We start from the raw sequence: 20,305 nt of genomic DNA on the forward strand, positions 1-20,305 counted from the left end.
CCCTCAGGCGTCCTTCAGTTCCAGCCAGACCGGCAAATGGTCAGAGCCCTTCGCGTCTTCATCAACCCGCATGCCTGCAATGCGGTGCCGCAGTGAGGCGCTCACAAACAGGTGGTCAATGCGGCGGGTATCAAAGTGAGCGGTCTTCCCGCTTGTCTCCTCATTGCCCAGCCACACCCACGGATCCACAAAGCCATCCAGCGTCTGCACGCGGCCACCTTCTTCTGATGGCGGGCCAGTAAACACCTCATAGACAGGCGTGCCCGGTCCATTGTTCATGTCCCCCAACAAAATGCAGTCTGTTGGCATGGTTGGCTGCGGTTCGTCATTCAGCCAGTGGGCATCAATACCCGGCCCTCCGCACCATGCCCCGCCCTCGGATGGGGCTGTCTTGATGCGATCTCTCACAAACCGTGCCTGCACCAGCGCAAAATCTGGCGACCAGTAAAACAGGTGTGTGTTGTAGACACGAAGCGGGCCTCCCGGCGCGTCAATAACAGCTTCCAGCAAAGCAGCCTGAATGGCATGGCGGGTGATGGAACCCATCTTGGGCAACGGATAAGTGCGGGTGGAAATGATCGGGTATTTGGAAAGGATCATTTCCCCGTGCTGACGGCGGCGGTTGACCAGCTTGCCGTTTTCATCGTGAAACGAGGCGTCCATATCAAGACCCGGGCCATAGACCCAGCGATATCCACCAAGCAGATCGGCCAGTTCCGCGGCTTGATCCACATTGCCGTTACGTTTCCAGAAGCGGTCAACTTCCTGCAGGCCGATGATGTCGGCCCCTTCAAGTTCTCCTGCAATTCTTGCCAGATCGACTTTGCCGTCGATGCCGGTTCCGTATTGAATGTTGTAGCTAACTATCTTCATGGGTTTTTCCGGAGGCTTTCCGAGCAACTCCTAAGGAGCCGCGCAGCTTGAGCGCACAATTGACGCGAATATTGCGAGGGTGGTCAGGCGCCGTTCCATCCAGCCGGCTCAGCACGATCTCCGTCAGATGACGGGCAATCTGCTCAATCGGCTGCTCAATGGCGGTGATGCCCGGTGGGATCAGACGAAACATGTCCGGGTCATCAAAGGTGACAAGATCAATGTCTTTGCCAACTTGTTTGCCGTTGCTGGACAAACAGTCCAGACCACCAATGGTCATCAGGTAATTGGAGAAGAACACAGCGCTTGGCGGACTTTCCATGCCAAGGAACCTGTCCATGGCGGTGTATCCATCCAGCTGGCCCCAATTGCCAACGTAAACCAACTCCTCATCAACACTCAGGCCAGCTTGCTCATGGGCTTTTCTGTAGCCCTGCAACCGGTTTTGCCCTGTGCTTCCATTCAGGTCCCCTGTCACCACACCAATGCGGGTGTGGCCAAAGTCAATCATGCGGCTCACAGCGTCTTGCGCAGCTGCCTCATCATTCACCAGCACCTTATCCGTTTCCACGCCCGGCACATCGTTGTTGAAGATGATGACCGGTTGTTCTCCGCTCAACAGCTCCTGCACCTTCTCCGTCACTTCGTGAGTGCCAGACAAGATGATGGCATCGATGCGCCGCGAGGAGGCTGATTCCAGCGCCTCGTTGATGGCATCCGCTTCATCGGAATGGTGAAAGGTTACAATGGAATACCCACGGGCACGCAGAGAACGCACCAGCTGGGTCAAAATCCCCGAGTTGAACTCGTCAAACTTGGGAACCAGATACCCAACTGTGTTCGTGCGCTCCGTTTTCATGGCGCGGGCAAGTATATTGGCCCGGTATCCCAGATCGGCAATCGCTTGTTCGATCCGGGTCCGGTTGTCCTTCCTGATGCGTTGATCGTTCAGATAACGCGAGACTGTGCCGACAGCGACGCCTGCGGAATCTGCTACATCGAGGATGGTTGGTTTTTTCACTGCACTGCCCTTTATTCCGCAGCCACTGCGTCATCTGCCTGTGAGATAACGGCGGCCCCATGGATATGGAGGCTAGGAAAGACGATGTGCAGCTTTTTGTCGAGACTGTCATACTGCCATGGCAGTGTTTTACCCGAATAAGCGCAGGTCACGTTGGTAGGCTCTTCGTCCATTCGCACCCACGCCTTGGCCTCTTTCAACTCCGGCGCATCCTCGATGATCTCAACCGCGCGGGTCTGACCATCATTATACGGCACACCACTGCCACGCAGTTGGGTTGGAGCATAAAGCACGTGCAGCACCTGTCGTTGCTCATCTGCCTGCTTCATCAAAGACATGCGGGTCGCTGATGGCAACTCGGTGCCAATCAGCTGGTTTGGCATAAGGCGGTTGATGAGCCCGCGCACCAGATATTTGTAAAGCGTCTGGCCCGTTGCGCCATAAAGGCGGAACAGCGGATAGGCCACATATGCCACATTGCCTTTTTGCATGATCGCCGGACCGATTGGCTCTGCGTCCGGATCTTCCGGCGTGTGAAGGTGTGAGCAGAACTTGTCCCATGTGCGGTTGAAATAGGATGGACGAACATCAGCCAGCACATCACCATCTGTTGCGCGTAAGAGTGCCCCCTTCTCGTACATAACAACAGAAGCATCGACCAGATCCTCGTCCAGCTTTCCCCGACAGGACAGATAGCTCGGGTCGTACTCCATTGGTGTGTCAGACAGTTCTGCTCCGATGTCGAGGAGGTATCGCTTGCCCTCAACATCAAGGCCGGACTCGCCAGTCGCCAGAATGGCACCGCCCGCGTCCGCAAACGCTTTCAGGCGAGCCGCAAGATCATCACTCAGGCGAATGCTGTCCGGCAAAATAATCAGTTTGTAGTCATCAAAGCTGCTGGATGAGGAGATGAGATCAAACGGGATCTGCATTTCCAGCAACATACGGGCAGAGGCGGAATCGCTCGGCTCGCTGCGGTGCCCAAGATGGCTGCCGAGCTGGGAAACCTGCGCCACGACAGTAAGGATCGCCACTTCGCGCTGATAGGTCGCGTTGCTGGCATATGGTTCCAGTGCTTTGACGCGGGAATAAGCCGGTCGGATCAGATCGTAGGTGGCAAAGTCCATATGCCCGTTCGGGTGCAACTGGTCGCCGATAGAACAGCGCGCCCCCAGAGACACCATCAGACAGCACTCATAGGACAATGCATCAGCGCGCTTGAAGCCACCGAACTCACCCCAGTGCGTATGAAACCGTCCCGTCATACCAAGGAACGGCAGGTTCAATGTATCAGCGTACCGTGCTGAGACGGGAAAATGGTCATAGCCCCAGCCACCGGTCGGCAGGCTCTCCAGCTCCAGATGACCGTAATATTGGTAGCGCTCATCCTGTCCTTTGTAGATGTGGCCAGAGTTGAAGAAAATTCGTGTATCCGGGAACTCGCCGTTGACGGCTTGCGAAAACCTTTCAAAAAAACGCAAAAGAACGCGTTTATCGTTGCTCTTACGATCCTCCGCCTTCAGCGGGTCCAAACCCTCTGATTTCATTGAGGAAAGGCAGGCGTTGCAGGTGCATTCCCAGGAAGCAAGGATGTCCATAAACAACGCAGGCGGATTATAACGAGCGCAAACTTCCAGAGCGATGTCGATCTGTCGCTGGATTGCGCCTTCATGGTTCAGACAGATGGTGTGCCAGGTGGGCGTAAGTTGGTTCATCGCGGACGGCTCTGTGCCCGGATAATTGGCAGCTGTGTTTTGCGACTGCATCACACGCCATTCCGGGTGTTCACGCGCTGTCAGCTCATCCCATTGAACTGTCAGGTAAATCGGGGTCGCAATGTCGGCCTCATGACAGGCTGTGATCATATCCCCCAACAGGTCCGGGTTTTGCAGTTCCGGATGCGGCTTGCCCACATTGGTGGGGTAATAACTCCAGCCGTGATGACAACGGGCGAACAGCGTGACGGAGTCCACCTCGCCATGCTTCAGTGTTTCAACAAACTGCGCCGGATCAAACTTGGACCCAATCCCCGGAATGTGTTCGGAACTATGAAAATCCAGATGAATCTGGCGGTATCGGAAGTCTTTTACTTCTTTTTTATGGCACATGATTTAGCCCTTGGAACCGCTGTTATTTTTGCCGTCAGCGGAGAAATACTTCTGGAAGAACAAGAAGATAACGAGTGGAAGGATGGAGGTGATGATGGTCGCAACAGCACGCTGATCCCAGTTGGGTTCATAGGCGCCGGAGATCGTAGAGAGCATTACCGGAAGCGTCGCATTTTCCCGCAGGAACAACATTGGCAGCAGAAGGGAATTCCACGTCCACATAAACTGCAGGATGCCAACTGCCGCCATCGCCGTAATCGTATTTGGTAGCACGATAAAAAAGTAGGTCCGTAAGTGCCCGCATCCATCCACCTGCGCCGCATCAATCAGCGACCGCGGGAAGTTGGAGAGGAAGTTTTTGACCAGCAAAACAGCCCAGGCAAACGACAGTCCAACAAACGGAATGACCACAGACCAGTAGGTATCAATGAGCCCAGTCTCTCGCCATAGCTTGAAAAGCGGGATGATAACCACCTGATTTGGAACAACAAATGCATTCACAAGAATGAGCAGCAAGATCCGGCGAAACGGAAACTTGAGGTAGTGAAACGCATAGGCTGCTGCTGGCGCAAACAGGACTGGAAGGACAGTTGCAAAGCTGGCAACAGCCAGCGAATTGAGAAACGCCCGGCCAATCGGATAGTTGACCCAAACCTCACGCCAAGCATCCAGCGTGAACGTAAACGGCTCGATCGTCCACCACCCGCTGGTGATTTCCCCTTCCGGGCGAATGGACATGGCAATGATGCCAACCAGCGGAATGATCCAGACAAGAGCCACGGCCCCCAACACATACACAGGCCATTTGGGAGTTTGATTGATCATTTGCTCTCCGATGCCTTGTCTAAAATGAGTGGGATGGAACAGACGATAACCGCGAGCAGAAGCACCACCGTACTTGCAGCGCCGTAGCCCTGCTTGAAGTAGATGACAGACTCCTGATACATAAAGTAACCTACTGTTTCCGTTGCTCTAATTGGGCCACCAGCTGTCAAAATGTGGATCATGTCAAACGCTTTGAGGCTGTTCAGCAGGTTGATGAAGATCGCAATGCGCACACCGGGAAGACTGAGAGGTGCCATGATGTAACGCAGGATCTGGAAGTGAGAGGCACCATCCATATGTGCTGCTTCCAGCTGGCTTTTCGGGATTGCCTGAATAGCCGCGTAGCAGGTGAGCAGAGGCAGACCAGCTTGCGTCCACACATAGGCAGCAACAACGCCCCAGATTGCGGTGGACGGTTCCCCCAACCACGGCGAGGCCCAGCCTTCCAGCCCGACAAGACGTAGAATGCCGTTGAGGAGGCCAAAGTCCGGCTGCAAAATACCCAACCACATCAAGCCACTAGCGGTCTCTGAAATGCCATAGGCTGCAAAGATTGCCACACGGAACGGCGCAGTCTGCTTGGGAGCCAGGCCGGAAATCAACGCAACACTCCAGCCGATAGCAACGGAGATGCCTGTGCACGCCAGCGTCCAGGTGAGCGTCACCCGCAAGGCATTCCAAAAGTTCGCATCACTGAACAGCTTGGTATAGTTAGAAAAACCCGCAGGTTTCGGCTGGCTCAATCCGGTCCAGTCAAGAAAACTCACACGGATCGTCTCGAAAAGCGGATAGAGCACGCCGATGCTGAAGAAGATCAATGTTGGCGCCAACAGGGCAAATGCAATCCAGTCAGCGCGGCGCAGGTTACCTCCGAAGAGCCGGTTGGCGAGGCCCGCAAAGGGCCCCGCCTGGGTCTGGGAGGTTAGAATAGACCCATGTTGTACACTCATTGATAAAGCTCACTCGCTTTTGCATCGAGTGCTGCTGTGACACTGTCAATGCTCGCATCGCTTGGGTCGCGAAGGAACTTTTGCAAGCCAATACGGAATTCACCGCTCAACTCAGCTGGCAAAAGGTCATCAAGAACAAAGAAAACATCGACGAGCGGCAAAATCTGAGCGTATTTGCGCACAATCGGATCATAGGACGAGGGATCCACATTTGCGCTCGGGGTTGCAAGGTTCTGCGCCGCGATAATTGCAGAGCCTTCCTTGCTCAGAACGAAGTCGATAAACAGTTCTGCCCCGTCCGGGTTCTTCGCTTGCTTCATCACAAGGAAGTTCTTGCCATCGACACTCATCGCATTGCCGTATTCCGGCTTGATCACCGGGAACTGCATGTATGAGTAGTCTTTGATCGGCGTCAGCCCATACTCATTCTTGGCGCGCTGGTTTGCCCAGGAGCCAATCAGCATGAAGCCTGCCTTTTTGTTTTTCAGCACGGCGTCCGCAGCATCTGTCCAGTGAGAGCTGAGCATCGCACCCGGTTCTGCACAGCAGTCCGCTTCCAGCATGTCACGAAGATTGCGGAAGGTTTCTTTCACCCGGTCATCGGTCCAAGGCACCTTGTGCTCAGACAGCTCTTTCGCAAATGCAGGGCCAGCCGTGCGCAAAAGCGCGTTTTCAAACCATTCCGTTTGCGCCCAACTTCTCGCTCCGATAGAAACAGGCAGCATGCCGATTTCTTTCAGGGCACTGAAGGAACTGAGGAAGTCTTTCCACTGAGTAGGCTCACCCGCGATACCAGCTTTTGCCAGCGTATCTGGACGGTACCAAACACCAGAGCGATTACCCGCGATGAAGTAGGCGCCATAGGTTTTGCCATCATGCTTCGCCAGATTGCGCCAACTGTCATTCAACGCAGATGACCAGCCGTACTGCTCCCATGCAGCATCAATTGGGCTGATCAGGTCTGCTGCAACCAGTTCCTTCTCAAAGGAAGGCCATGTGTTGAGCAACAGATCAAACTCTTCACCAGACAACATCGCTGAACGTATGCCGGACCGCGGATCATCCCCACCCGCAGCCGGGTTGATGTCTTTGATCTCATAGTCTGGATATTTGGCTGTGAAACCCTCTTCCAGTGCGATGATCAGATCACGCTCCGAACCACCCAACCAGTTGAAGATCACCAGCTCTTTTTCAGCTGCAAATGCGGTCCCCCCCGCAAATGTCATAGCGGCAATCGCTAGAGCGGATGCTGAATTCAATATTTTCATAACAAGCTCCCAAATATGAAACGTTGTCAACTTAGGTAGATTTCATGAGAGATGTCTAGAAAAATTTACGTATTTTTGATGAGGCGCCAACGTCTGCTACGTCGAATTAGCATGTTTTATAAGGCATTATAGCTGTTTTCAGCAATCCAAATTTCTCATGCATAAAATTTGGATAAATGTACGTTCCGGCTAATTGGCAACAGAATCTGACTCGTATTTTTGATAATATTAGCTACTCAACTTAGTCTTAATTAGAAAGGTTTCAACTTTTCATTTTGCCGAGCAAACACCATCCGCACCTAAAACAGGCTGCCCCAGTTGCCAGTCTTTTGGACCGAGGGTCAGCTCAGAAATGATGAAAAGAAGATTGAATATAGACAGACCTGAAGCAGCGTCATTTTCACATGAGCCGCTGCAATTCACTTTGGCAAGAAGTACCGCCACTGCCTGAAAGCTATGAGGGGTGGAAGGTCCGCTTTCAGGCTGACAACCGCGATGACAAGCCCCCACTCACCATCGCTTTTACGCGCCCAACTCAACCTGAAAACGGACCTAAACGGAAGCATGGCCTCCTTTATCTGAAACAACCGGGAAACCCTGATCTCCAAAAAGCCGAAGCCAATCCAGCGGCAAGAGACACACGCTCCGCATAGAAGCAGACGATAAAAGGCGCACCTGCTCCTTACGCGGTAAATGACATCTTGCGGTCAACTCCATCAGACAAGCCGCCCGGTTGCTGGCTATGACCCTACTGCCGCTGAAGAATTAGCCAATCCACGGATCATGGGTGCCGCAGTTTGAAGGGTCAGGATTGTTAGCAGGTAAATCAGTAAAGGCTCATAGCCCTGCCATTATCGTCACGTATTTTTCAGGAGATGAATTACCTCCCTCAGATCGCGTTGATTGCGCTCATCCGGTTCTATGGTCTGATGCCTTCACCCAACTGGGTCTGGAGATATAGCGGCATCAGCCTTCGTTAAAACTCGCTGGTGATGTCTTGGAGTGAAACATGGAAAATCCGACGGATCAAAACCCGGCGAACACCCACGACAGTCGCTATGGAACTCTGCCGGGATATATGGCTGGGTTCGGAAATGATTTTGAAACCGAGGCCCTAAAAGGCGCGCTACCTCAAGGGCGCAACTCCCCCCAGCGCGTTGAATACGGATTGTATGCTGAACAGCTGTCTGGCTCCCCCTTCACAGCTCCTCACACAACGCTCGAACGATCCTGGCTCTACCGCATTCGCCCATCAGTTAAGCATCTGGGGCGCTTGCAAAAAATCAACCATCCCTATTGGAAAACCGCACCCATCAAGATCCCGGATATCGTTTCACTCGGCCAGTACCGGTGGGATCCAACACCCTTCCCTAAGGATCAAAACCTCACCTTCATTGACGGCATTCGCACCATGACAACAGCCGGAGATGTAGGCCTGCAAATGGGCATGGCCGCGCATGTGTATTTGGCCAATACAGATATGGAGGACGAGTACTTCTACAGCGCTGATGGAGAGTTGTTAGTTGTGCCTCAAGTGGGGCGATTAAAGATCGCAACCGAGTTTGGTGTGATTGATCTTGAACCTCTGGAAATCTGTATTTTGCCACGTGGCATGGTGTTTAAGGTGAGCTTGCCTGATGGCAAAGCGAGAGGCTTCATTTGCGAAAATTATGGCGCCAAGTTCACCCTGCCCAACCGTGGACCAATCGGCGCTAACTGCCTTGCAAATCCAAGAGATTTCAAGACACCTATTGCACAGTTTGAAGACATTGAACGCCCATGTCATGTAACAATAAAGTGGTGCGGTGAGTTCCACCGAACGACCATTGATCATTCACCGCTAGACGTGGTCGCATGGCACGGTAACTACGCCCCTTATAAATATAACTTGCGCCACTTCGCTCCCGTAGGCGCCATCAGTTTCGACCACCCGGATCCATCAATCTTCACCGTCCTCACAGCCCCCACAGCGGAGGAAGGGACGGCCAACATCGACTTTGTGATTTTCCCACCTCGCTGGCTGCCACAGGAAGATACCTTCCGTCCGCCCTGGTACCATAAAAACATCATGTCAGAATTGATGGGCAATATTTACGGTCAGTACGATGCTAAACCACATGGCTTTGTTCCCGGCGGCATCAGCCTCCACAACTGCATGTTGCCCCATGGTCCTGATCAGGAAGCTTTTGAGAAAGCCTCCCACAACAGCTGGGACCCAGTAAAACTGCAAGACACCATGAGCTTTATGTTCGAAACCCGTTTTCCGCAGCAACTCACAGAATTTGCGGGCAAAGAGGCTCCACTACAAGACGATTATGTGGATTGCTGGTCAGGTTTAGAGCGTAAGTTTGATGGCACAGCTGGCCTGAAATAACGCTTTTTCAGGAAACCTGTCAGCTTTTCAGGATTCACGCTGAAAATGACAGGTATTCACAGAACGGGCTTACTGCGCTATATTTCGTGACAGCTTTTCACGGAGATGGCGCATGAATAAGCCTTTTTCACAGGCTGTAACAGTTTTTCACGAACGCTGGCTTCCTGTACCCGCAACTCCAGCAGGCTATTCAGCGCTTATTGATGCATATGACCTGAGAGTGCCGATCCCGCATATTCTATGTGCCATTGGAGATCGCCACAAGATCATAGAGCAAGACGGCTGGCGGATCTTCACACCTCGTCATGCACCAGAACCAAATTTACTAGGTCACCTCACCTTTGCCCTGAAAAACGAAGGGTTGGACCTTGCGGCATTGAAACGCCTGTTTCTTGCGTGTGGGCCAGAGCCTATCGAAGAGTTGGTAAAGTTACGCCCAACCGGTCGCTATACAAGACGCATCTGGTTTCTCTACGAATGGCTTTTGGGTGAGCAACTGAATTTACCAGATGTTGAAACTGGTGCGTATGTGGATGCGCTTGATACAACAAAGCAATTTGGCGGCAGTTCAACACCTTCACCGCGCCACCGCGTGCGCAACAACTTGCCGGGCACACCTCAATTCTGCCCTCTCATCTTTCGCAATAAAGACCTGGAGGCTTTTCAGCAGGCCAAACTGCAGGAAAAAGCGATGGATGCTGCGGCATCGGTCCCCAAAGACCTGCTCGCCCGCACAGCAGCCTTCCTGCTTCTCAAGGACAGCAAATCCAGCTTTGCCATTGAAGGCGAGCGCCCGGCCCATGACCGCATCCAACGTTGGGGCCGCGCCATTGCTGACGCCGGGAAAACACCACTGAGTATTGAGGAGTTTCTCCGCCTGCAGCGGGTTGTGATCGGCGATGACCGTTTCGTACATATGGGTTTACGAGAGGAGGGTGGCTTTGTCGGCATGCATGATCGCGAGACCCGCATGCCAGTACCGGACCATATCAGCGCTAAACCGGAGGACCTGAGAAGCTTGATGAAAGGTATGATCGACTTTGCGCAAGACTACGCCAAGCATCTGGATCCAGTTCTGGCCGCTGCTGTTCTCGCCTTCGGTTTTGTTTATGTGCACCCATTCGAAGATGGCAACGGAAGATTGCATCGCTACCTCATCCACCACGCACTGGCACAACGCGGCTTTAACCCACCCGGCGTCGTCTTCCCGGTTTCCTCCGTCATTCTGGAGCGAATCGATACGTACCGACAAGTGCTGGAAGACTACTCCTCCCGCCTTCTTGGCAAGATTGACTGGCAACCCACTGCTCATGGCAACTTGGCTGTTACCAACGAGACAGCAGATTTTTACCGATTCTTTGACGCCACCGCCCACGCAGAATTCCTCTACGCCTGTGTAAAACGTACGGTTGAACACGACTTGCCGGAAGAAGCCCGCTTCTTACAAAACCATGACCGCTTTCAGCAAGAGCTAAACCAAGTCATAGACATGCCCGCACGCCTTGCTGACCTACTCTTCCGATTCCTGAATCAAAATAACGGAAAACTCTCACATCGAGCCAAAGCAAAAGAATTCGCAGCGCTTACAGATGAAGAAACTAAGAGGATTGAGGAGATTTACAAACTTTCTTTTGAATAAAAACTCAAGAAAACTTTCCTTCGGTTAAACGATGAAAATAAAATTCTCATCGAGCATAGAAAAGCTAAATTAAATTCACCTGTAAAAAGAGCAACACAGAAGAATCTGACAATTCATTTTTTCATAAAATTCAACATAATCAAACTGACCACTTATTTAGAAGAAACGAAATCTCCTACCCAATATTGAATGATATCAAAATATCTGTTGATGCGTTCTTTTTTGAAAGTACATTCGCGTCTAGGTTATATATGGAACTTTAAGTTTAAATACAGGCATCACAATTCTAGATGCTAACCCCTGTTTAAGTGAGTTTTGCTGCGTGTTGGAAATTGTAGGTCTATCAGTTCGTGTACCCGGAGCTTCCAACAAAGAAGCACTATGGCATCTGCTGAAATCAGGACAGAACAGTATTTCCGAAATTCCCACTGATCGTTGGTCGCATTTCAGATATCTGCATCCACGTACTTCAGAGGCAGGCAAGGCATATACTTTTAAAGCAGGTGTTCTCGACAATTTATGGGACTTTGATCCCACCGCTTTTGGCATTTCTCCCCGAGAAGCGGAGCAAATGGACCCTCAGCAGCGCATTTTGCTGCAGCTCACCTGGGAAGCGATTGAGGACGCAGGCATCTCCCCAGACGAGATAGCTGGTGATCATGTAGGCGTCTATGTTGGGGCATCTGCGCTCGATTATGCCAACGAAAGCCTGTTCGATCCTAATGTAGCGACCGGTCACTTTATGACTGGCAATACACTTTCTATTATCTCAAATCGTCTCTCATATATTTTTGACCTTAAAGGCCCGAGTTTTACTGTCGATACAGCTTGTTCGTCTTCTCTGGTTGCCCTTCACGAAGCCTACCGTGCGTTAAACTCCGGCAGAATTGACTGTGCCATCGTCGCAGGTGTCAACGTACTTGCCAGCCCCTTTCCCTTCGTAGGCTTCGCGCAGGCAACTATGCTGTCTCCAGATGGACAGTGCAAAGCCTTTGATGCGAATGGAAATGGTTATGTTCGCTCTGAAGGCGGCGTTGCACTTCTCATAAAAAGGAAAGATGCTCCACGCTGGAAAGGTCAGCGGTCTCACGCTGATATAGTTGCTGTCGATGTAAATTCGGATGGTCGTACCGTAGGCATGTCGCTTCCTTCAGACGTAGAGCAGGCGAACCTTCTCGATCGTGTCTATAAAGCACATGGAATTGACCCTAATCGGCTTGCATTTGTCGAAGCGCATGGCACCGGAACCCGTGTCGGCGATCCAGCAGAAGCCGGGTCAATCGGTCGTACTATTGCGCAAAAACGACGCACACCACTCCCAATCGGCTCAGTCAAAACCAATGTAGGCCATCTGGAACCAGCTTCAGGACTTGTCGGTCTGGCGAAGTCAGTACTAGCACTTCAGAATGACCATTTCCCGGCGAGCCTCCACTTTAACGAACCGAATCCAGATATCGACTTCGACGCGCTCAATATTCAAGTCGCAAGCGAAGGCGTAGAACTGCCTCGCGGTGAAAACCCGAGATATGCCGGAGTGAACTCGTTTGGTTTTGGCGGAACGAACGCCCACGTCATTCTCCGCGACCCAGAGACCATGGCAGAGAATGTCGAGCAACTCACTCAGCCGAAGGTCGCAAGCTCATTGTTCTTATCAGCGCCAACAAAGGAAGCGCTGGTTGAGCTTGCAAGCGGTTATGCGCGTGATGGGGTTCTGACAGAGCAAAGCAAACTGAAGATTTGTGCAGCAACTTTTCATCGCAAACGAATTTTTCCGGAAAAAGCAGTGTTTTCTGGCACTGATGTTGAAGCTCTTAAAACGACCTTGTCTGACTTTGCATCTGGTCAGAAAAATGCAAACGTTATTTACTCTAATAAAACAACAAGTCTGGGCAAGTGCGCCTTCGCGTTTTCTGGTAACGGGGCACAATGGGCTGGAATGGGCCGCGACGCCTATGCTGCGAACCAAACCTTCAAGGTTGCTTTTGAGAAGGTTGATGAGCTCTTCACAAACCTTTCTGGTTGGTCCCTAAAAACCGAACTGTTCAGTGAGACTCTTGACGATGCGCTGAAAAAAACAAGCATTGCGCAGCCATTGTTGTTTGCAGTACAGGTTGCTCTTTGTCAGGCCCTTGAAGATTACGCATTAAAACCAGACATGGTTCTGGGTCACAGTATCGGCGAAGTTGCAGCAGCACATGTCGCGGGTGCTCTCACGTTGGACGCTGCTGTAGCGCTGGTCTATCACCGGTCAGCAGAACAGGAAGTCGTTGCAGGCCACGGGACCATGGCAGCGCTCGTCCTCCCCGCTGATGAAGCCCGACAGCTTATCTCAAAAAGTGGATTTGACTCCCTTGAAGTCGCAGCCGAGAACAGTCCGAAATCTGTTAGCTTGTCTGGTACAAAAGAAGACATTGACGGGTTTGCAAAGTTTGCACGGGCCAATCATGTCGCCTTCAGAAAAGTTGCGCTGAATTACCCATTCCACAGCCAGCTTATTGACCCCGTTGAGCATCCATTCCGTAACGCTGTCGGGACTGTAACCGCGACATCTGCGCAGGTTCCATTTATTTCTACGGTTTCCGGCGCAATCTCAGATGGCAAGGATCTCAATGCGGACTATTGGTGGCGGAATCTTCGCAAGCCAGTATTGTTCTCCAAGGCCGTTGCGACAGCCCTTGATCTTGGTGCTGATACGATTATTGAGATTGGTCCAAAGCCAATTCTGCAGAGCTACTTACGCCAGGTTGCTGCCGAAAAAGGCGGGAAAGGATCTGTTCTTTCCAGCCTTTCGAACGAACAACTTGGTGGAACGGATCCTATTATCAATCTCGTCGCCCGCGCTTTTGTTGCAGGCATCAATGTTGATACGGATAAACTCTTCGGCAAGAATCCGGATGAGCCGGTTAATCTGCTACCACTCCCTTGGCAGAATAAAAGCTTCCGCTTTGAGAATAGCGGCGAAGCCAATATGGGCATTTTTAGGGGTGGAGACCATCCACTTTTGGGTTGGCGTCCAAATGCTAATTATAACGTCTGGACCACACATCTGGACCGCTTTACAGTTCCATTCTTGGAAGATCATGTCATCAACGGACAAATGATTTTCCCCGGCGCAGGCTATGTTGAAATGGCTCTTGCTGCCGGTTCCGCTCTTTATGGAAGTGACGCGGTAGAGCTGCGGTCTATGGATATTTTGCAGGCACTCGTATTAAGCGACGAATATCTGACCGAAGTTCAAACCGAAATCTCTGAGGAAACAGGGACTGTTAAAATTTCCAGCCGTATGCGGCTGAGTGGGGATGATTGGACGCTGCATGCCGTAGGCAGAGTTGCAAAACTGGAAACTCCTGCACCAAACATTCAACTCAACTTTGAAGCAGCGCAACTCATCAACACAGGTGAGGAGATTTACACGGCGGCGCTCACATACGGACTTGAATTTGGGCCACGTTTCCAACGTACTCAAAACGTCTCTCAGGTAGATGCGGGTACATTTATCGTCCACCTGTCTGCACTTGAAGATGACGAGCAGGTTTCATCCTTCGGCATTCATCCAGCTGAACTTGATGGATGTTTCCACGGCCTGCTCTCCCTATTCAGAGAGATAACATCCCAAAAAAGTCGCCCAAAAGCCTATGTCCCAATTTTCTTTGATAAGGTTCGCCAATATCAAACAGGCGCGTCCCCAGCCTATGTTAGGATTCAGGTAAAGCGTGCCTCTGAACTCTCTATTTTGGCAGACTTCCAGATTTTCGATGAAGATGACAACGTCATTATTGCAATTTCCGGAGGCCGCTTCCGTGCAACCGAACTGGGTCGTAAAGATAACCCGTCTGACCTGATCTATCGCGTCGAAGCAGAACTGCAGCGGAACCCTGCAACCACAGTTGCTAAACTCAACCATAGCTTCCCGGCAATTGAAGACTACGTTGCTGAAAAGTTCCGTACTGTTGAAGATGAAGCTGAGCGTGAAGCGTATTTGCTACTCAATGCGGCAGCTCAACGAACAGCATTTGATATTATCTCAAAGTTTGCGGATGGCGAACAGACTGTTTCTGTTGAGGACTTACCAAATAATCATCGTCGGTATTTCGTCACTCTTTTGACGATCCTTCAGGAAGCCGGGGCCGCGACAGAATGTGGGATAAACCGCTTTGAATTGAACAGCGATTTTGAGCTTCCTGATTTCGATCTGCTGGTTGAGAGTGTACTGGAAGAAAGCCCGCAAGATATCGCTGCTGCAACCATTCTTGCAACCACACGCAAATTCGTTCTCGATAGCCTTGACCTTGATAGTTTTGAGGACAACGGTTTCGAACATTCCAGTGCGATGCTCGAGCAATACTGGTACTCCTCTCCGGAAGCACAAATACGCAGCCAAAGCATCTCTGAATGGCTCAGAACCGCGCTTGGAACCTGGGACACAGACACACCGCTTCATGTTCTGGATCTAAGCGGTTCAGGGCTGAATCTGGCAAAAGATATTCAGCAGATACTCCCTAGCCAAGTAACAAAGGTTTCGATCGCTGACAGCAATCACAAAAGCGCCGCGCGTTTGTCTGCCAGTGTTCTGGATGAGCCAAACATCGCTGTATTTGATACGAGCAATCTGGACAGTAACCACACTTGGGATGCCGCGTTAGAACAGGGACCATTCGATATAATTGTATCATCCGGTCTTCTTCACGAAGCATGTCAGAGCGAGGCAAACCTTTTCGAAAAGCTCGGACAATCACTGACAGAAGGCGGTCAGTTCCTTGCGATGGAGCCACTTTCAGATGTTTTCCATGATGTTGCTTTTGGTTTGTCTGAAGACTGGTTTGCCGGCTCAATTTCCGACGAGTATCCGGTCGGTCCGCTGAAAACAAGCAATGACTGGCTGGATCAGTTTACCTCAACATCATTTAATGCTCCAATCGCAATTGAGGCACTCAAAGAAGGTGCATCAATTGTTTTGCTGAATGCGACTGCAAAACCTGTAGACGTAAGTCAGCAGCTTGATCCAACGGCCGATTTGCCTGAGAGCAAGGCTATGGTCATTCTGGCGGGTAATTCTAAGCTGGAACAGGAAATTGCGCAGGCCATTCAGAATGATGAACGCTTGTCCTCCTGCAACATCAAGGTTCTGGATGCGGATAGTGACCAGTTCGACCTCAATGAAGCGAATGGCTGGAAGTCCGCTCTTGCAGGTTCTGCCTTCCTTGATGCTGAGCTGAAGACCATCATTCACTTGTATGGTCTGGCCGAGGCAGGTGACGCACCTGTCGACCAGGTCATGAAGCGCTGTGCAACTTGTGTTGGCCTCGTAAAGGCTTATCCGGGCTTAGCTGGTCAACTCGCACTTGTTGCTCCAGGCGGCAGCGGTCATAACGCTGAGCAAGAAGCACCAGCCCAGAGTGCCGCATGGACTTTTGCACGTGTTCTTGGCAATGAAGCTCCTGAACTGACACCACTTGCCCTTGATGTTTGCATCGACAAAGGCGCCCAAGGCGTTGCCTCTGACATTTTGGAGGCTGTTTTCTACCAGAACATGGAGAATGAACTCCATCAGCCGCAAAAGAGCCGAGTGGTTTCGCGTGTTAAATCCGGGTTTGGCCAATCCACCTGGAAACCTGCAGAGAATGTTGAGCTGAACTTCTCAGAGGCAGGTTCCCTCAACCATTTAAACTGGCGTGGGCAGCAACGTATTGAGCCATCTGAGGACCATGTTGAGATTAAAGTCGCCGCGACTGGTTTGAACTTCCGTGATGTTATGTGGACTTTGGGCATGCTTCCAGAAGAAGCGCTTGAAGATGGCTATGGTGGACCAAATCTCGGCTTGGAAATTTCAGGTACTGTTACACGTGTTGGCAAGAATGCCAGTGATCTGGCAGTTGGTGACAAAGTGGTTGCGTTTACGTCTGGTGGATACTCTTCCTATGTAACCTGTCCAAAATTTGCAGTAGCAAAACTTGACCAAAGTCAGGATCTTGTCTCTGCTGCGACTTACCCAGTTGCATTCCTGACCGCTTATTACTCGCTCATCCATCTTGGTGAACTCAAAGAAGATCAGTGGGTCCTTATCCACGGGGGCGCAGGTGGCGTTGGCCTTGCTGCACTGCAAATTGCAAAGCATATCGGCGCAAAAGTCATTGCAACCGCCGGGTCTGAAGAAAAACGAGAGATCCTCCGCCTGCTCGGCGCTGATCACATTCTTGATTCCCGCAGTTTGCAGTTCCCAGACAAAGTCATGGAACTCACCGATGGGAAAGGCGTACATTCAGTCTTGAACTCCCTTGCTGGCGAAGCGATGGAAGCAAGCATCAACATTGTACGCCCGTTTGGCCGCTTCCTTGAGCTTGGCAAACGAGACTATTATGCAAACACCAAGATCGGTTTGCGTCCGTTCCGTCGCAATGTTTCTTACTTCGGTATCGATCTGGATCAGATCCTGCTGCATGATAGTGATCTGGCACGCAAACTCATTGAAGATGTCTTTGAGCTGATCAAGGACGGAACTTTCACACCATTGCCTCACCGCGTGTTTGAAGGGCGTAATGTGCAGGATGCCTTCCGGCTCATGCAACGGTCCGGACACATCGGCAAGATCCTGATTACCCCGCCAAAGCCTGAGGAAGTCAAGGTTCCGCAGGAACGCACCTCTCTCAAGTTCGCTCAGGATGGTCATCATGTGGTGATCGGCGGTCTTGGTGGCTTTGGCTTGGAAATCTGCCGCTGGTTGGCTGACAATGGTGCACGGCGCATTACACTGACAAGCCGGTCTGCAAAGGTGAGCGAGCAACACGAAAAGCTTTTTGAAGCTCTGGCAGAAAAAGGCGTGACAGTCTCTGCGGTCAGTTGCGATGTCACAGATAGAACAGCCGTTCACGGCTTGCTCAGCGAACTACGCCAATCCGCGCCCCTCAAGAGCATCATCCATGCGGCTATGGTGTTGGATGATGGCATTATCCAACAGCTGGATGAAAAACGGTTCCGTAAAGTTCTGGAACCAAAAATTCAGGGCGCTAGCTTGCTGGATGAGTTAACCCGCCAGGACAAGCTGGACCAGTTTATCCTGTTTTCCTCAGCAACTACTCTGATCGGGAACCCAGGCCAATCTCATTACGTGGCCGCCAACGGATATCTTGAAGGACTTGCAAGAGCCCGACGGAAAGCTGGCAAGCCAGCAATTGCTGTCGGCTGGGGTGCAATCGGCGATGTGGGTTTCCTTGCCAGAAATGCTGAGGTCTCCGATAAACTGTCCAGGCATCTGGGCGAGGCAACCATTAAAGCTCGTGAAGGTCTGGATATCCTCAAGCTTGCCATGGAGCAGGATGATGGGTCTGCGCCAGGCGCTGTGGTTCATATTGGCCGTTTTGCATGGGCGGCAGCTCACCAGTCTCTATCATTGCTGAGCAAGCCTCTCTTCCGCGAGATCGTAGGCCGAAGTGATACGGATGGAGACAGCGACGGTTCTACCGATATTCTGTCTCTCATTGAGGGCAAGTCGGATACAGAGGCCAAAGAGATTGTCGCTCATATCCTTGCCGGTGAAATTGGACGCATCCTGCGCCTTCCGGCAGAAGACATCTCTCATCAACGCCCACTTGCGGAGTTTGGAATGGATTCCTTGATGGGTCTGGAACTCAGAATGGGGATTCAGAAACGCTTCAATCTGGAGATTCCGCTGGTATCTATCTCAGGCGGAACGTGTTTGGATGACTTTGCTGCACAGATCCTACAAAAACTTCGCAAACGCGAGGGTGGAGAGGCTTCTGTTGAGGAGGGATCCCACAGCGTTCTTGCCAGCCAACACCTTTCCGATGATCTGGATGACGCTCAAAAATCAACTGTTCGCGAAATCCTCGATACTCATCAGGACAAAACTGCAAGACTTTTGAATTAATGGCCAAATCAGACAAGAAAAAACTTAGCAAAGATGACCGGTTGAATGCTTTGAGCGCTGTCAGGCGCTCGAAGTCTGCGCTTCCAAAGCAAAAGGCTAAAAAACCTCAAGCTGCTGAAGCAATCGCACCAAAGTTTGCGGACCTTCCGGGGTTTAAGGAAATTCGCCTTCAGAAAGCAGCGGCTGATCTGTTGCAGATCAACAATCCTTTTTTCCGTGCGCATGACGCGCGCGCCGGGGCAACGACGCTGATTGACGGAGAAACTTACCTTAATTTCTCCTCCTACGATTATCTGGGTCTGAATGGGCACGAGAAGGTTCAGGAAGCTGCCAAAACAGCTGTCGACCACTATGGCATTTCAGCCAGTGCCAGCCGGGTTGTTGCTGGCGAGCGCGTGATTCATACTGAGCTTGAAGAGCTCATTGCACGGATGCACGGCGTAGAAAGTTCTGTTGCTTTTGTCAGTGGCCATGCAACCAACGTCACCAGCATCGGCCAGTTGATGCAGCCGGATGATCTGATCATTCATGATAGCTACATTCACAACAGCATCGTCACAGGTGCAAAGCTTTCTGGTGCCGTTCGGCAATCCTTCCCTCATAACAACTTTGAGGCTCTGGAAAACATTCTGGAGCTCCGCACCCATAAACATCCACGTACACTGATCGTGGTTGAAGGCGTTTACTCGATGGACGGAGACTATCCGGATCTTCCACGTCTGATTGAGATTAAAAAGAAATACGGTGCCTGGCTCATGGTCGATGAGGCGCACTCTATCGGCATTCTCGGAGAGACAGGCCGCGGCCTCGCCGAGCATTTTCAGGTTGACCCAAGAGATGTCGATATCTGGATGGGAACGTTTTCCAAAACATTGGCAGGGTGCGGCGGTTACATCGCAGGCTGTAATGATTTGGTTGACTACCTCAAACTCACAGCTTCTGGCTTCGTGTTCAGTGTTGGTATTGCGCCCCCAATCGCAGCTGCGGTTTGTGAGGCCATCCGTCTGATGGAAGCAGAGCCTCACCGGGTACAGGCAGCACAGTCAAACGGGCAATATTTCCTTGAAAAGGCTCAGACCGCAGGTCTTGATACTGGTGTCAGTCAAGGCTGCGCGGTTGTCCCGATCATGATGGGCGACTCTTTGAAGGCGACTGTTTTGGCAGCGCGTCTGCTCGATCGAGGGCTCAATGTATTGCCAATTATCTATCCGGCGGTTCCAGAAAAATCAGCTCGTCTGCGCTTCTTCATCACCTCAGAACATACAGAAGAGCAATTGGATCAGGCGATCGAGCTGGTAAATGATGAGATAGCGAATTACGATAGTAATCCTATTTCAATTCAACAGGTTATGTCAGCCTAGT

Annotated in this window: 11 protein-coding genes; 5 read left to right on the forward strand and 6 right to left on the reverse strand. The window is 51.4% G+C overall.

The window, feature by feature from the left end; genetic code table 11:
* Positions 1 to 3: 3 nt before the first annotated feature.
* From PsAD26_RS11350 to PsAD26_RS11375, 6 genes are read right to left on the reverse strand one after another with little or no spacing between them, the layout of a single operon-like run.
* The gene (locus PsAD26_RS11350; RefSeq protein WP_063310506.1) at positions 4 to 873 is read right to left on the reverse strand and encodes an endonuclease/exonuclease/phosphatase family protein; all 870 of its coding nucleotides are present in this window, start codon (positions 871 to 873) and stop codon (positions 4 to 6) included.
* Positions 860 to 1,894 (reverse strand): LacI family DNA-binding transcriptional regulator, encoded by a 1,035-nt coding sequence (locus PsAD26_RS11355; RefSeq protein WP_063310507.1) that lies wholly within the window; start codon positions 1,892 to 1,894, stop codon positions 860 to 862. Before PsAD26_RS11355 ends, PsAD26_RS11350 begins: the two co-directional genes overlap by 14 nt.
* 11 nt (positions 1,895 to 1,905) lie before the next feature.
* Positions 1,906 to 4,002 carry an alpha-amylase family protein gene (locus PsAD26_RS11360; protein WP_063310508.1) on the reverse strand — a complete coding sequence of 699 codons (2,097 nt, stop codon included), beginning with the start codon at positions 4,000 to 4,002 and terminating at the stop codon, positions 1,906 to 1,908.
* 3 nt (positions 4,003 to 4,005) lie between these two features.
* On the reverse strand, positions 4,006 to 4,827 hold the full coding sequence (locus PsAD26_RS11365; protein WP_063310509.1) for a carbohydrate ABC transporter permease: 822 nt from the start codon (positions 4,825 to 4,827) through the stop codon (positions 4,006 to 4,008).
* Positions 4,824 to 5,777: a sugar ABC transporter permease gene (locus PsAD26_RS11370; RefSeq protein ID WP_063310510.1), complete on the reverse strand. Its 954-nt coding sequence runs from the start codon at positions 5,775 to 5,777 to the stop codon at positions 4,824 to 4,826. Before PsAD26_RS11370 ends, PsAD26_RS11365 begins: the two co-directional genes overlap by 4 nt.
* Complete coding sequence (locus PsAD26_RS11375) at positions 5,774 to 7,045, reverse strand: ABC transporter substrate-binding protein (RefSeq protein ID WP_063310511.1); 1,272 nt, start codon at positions 7,043 to 7,045, stop codon at positions 5,774 to 5,776. Before PsAD26_RS11375 ends, PsAD26_RS11370 begins: the two co-directional genes overlap by 4 nt.
* 404 nt (positions 7,046 to 7,449) lie before the next feature.
* On the opposite strand from PsAD26_RS11375, the gene PsAD26_RS29695 reads away from it, so the two are divergent.
* From PsAD26_RS29695 to PsAD26_RS11400, 5 genes are all read left to right on the forward strand, one after another.
* Entirely contained in the window at positions 7,450 to 7,698 is a 249-nt protein-coding gene (locus PsAD26_RS29695; RefSeq protein ID WP_063310512.1) for a hypothetical protein, read from the forward strand.
* 356 nt (positions 7,699 to 8,054) lie between these two features.
* Positions 8,055 to 9,419: a homogentisate 1,2-dioxygenase gene (hmgA, locus tag PsAD26_RS11385; RefSeq protein WP_063310513.1), complete on the forward strand. Its 1,365-nt coding sequence runs from the start codon at positions 8,055 to 8,057 to the stop codon at positions 9,417 to 9,419.
* Between the two features lie 112 nt (positions 9,420 to 9,531).
* On the forward strand, positions 9,532 to 11,058 hold the full coding sequence (locus PsAD26_RS11390; RefSeq protein ID WP_063310514.1) for a Fic family protein: 1,527 nt from the start codon (positions 9,532 to 9,534) through the stop codon (positions 11,056 to 11,058).
* Positions 11,059 to 11,380: 322 nt separating this feature from the next.
* Positions 11,381 to 18,943: a type I polyketide synthase gene (locus tag PsAD26_RS11395; RefSeq protein WP_063310515.1), complete on the forward strand. Its 7,563-nt coding sequence runs from the start codon at positions 11,381 to 11,383 to the stop codon at positions 18,941 to 18,943.
* Entirely contained in the window at positions 18,943 to 20,304 is a 1,362-nt protein-coding gene (locus tag PsAD26_RS11400) for an aminotransferase class I/II-fold pyridoxal phosphate-dependent enzyme (RefSeq protein ID WP_063310516.1), read from the forward strand. The genes PsAD26_RS11395 and PsAD26_RS11400 overlap by 1 nt, the downstream gene beginning before the upstream one ends.
* The last annotated feature ends 1 nt before the right edge of the window (position 20,305 follow it).

It is taken from the genome of Pseudovibrio sp. Ad26, assembly GCF_001623285.1.
In the GTDB taxonomy this organism is placed as follows: domain Bacteria; phylum Pseudomonadota; class Alphaproteobacteria; order Rhizobiales; family Stappiaceae; genus Pseudovibrio; species Pseudovibrio ascidiaceicola.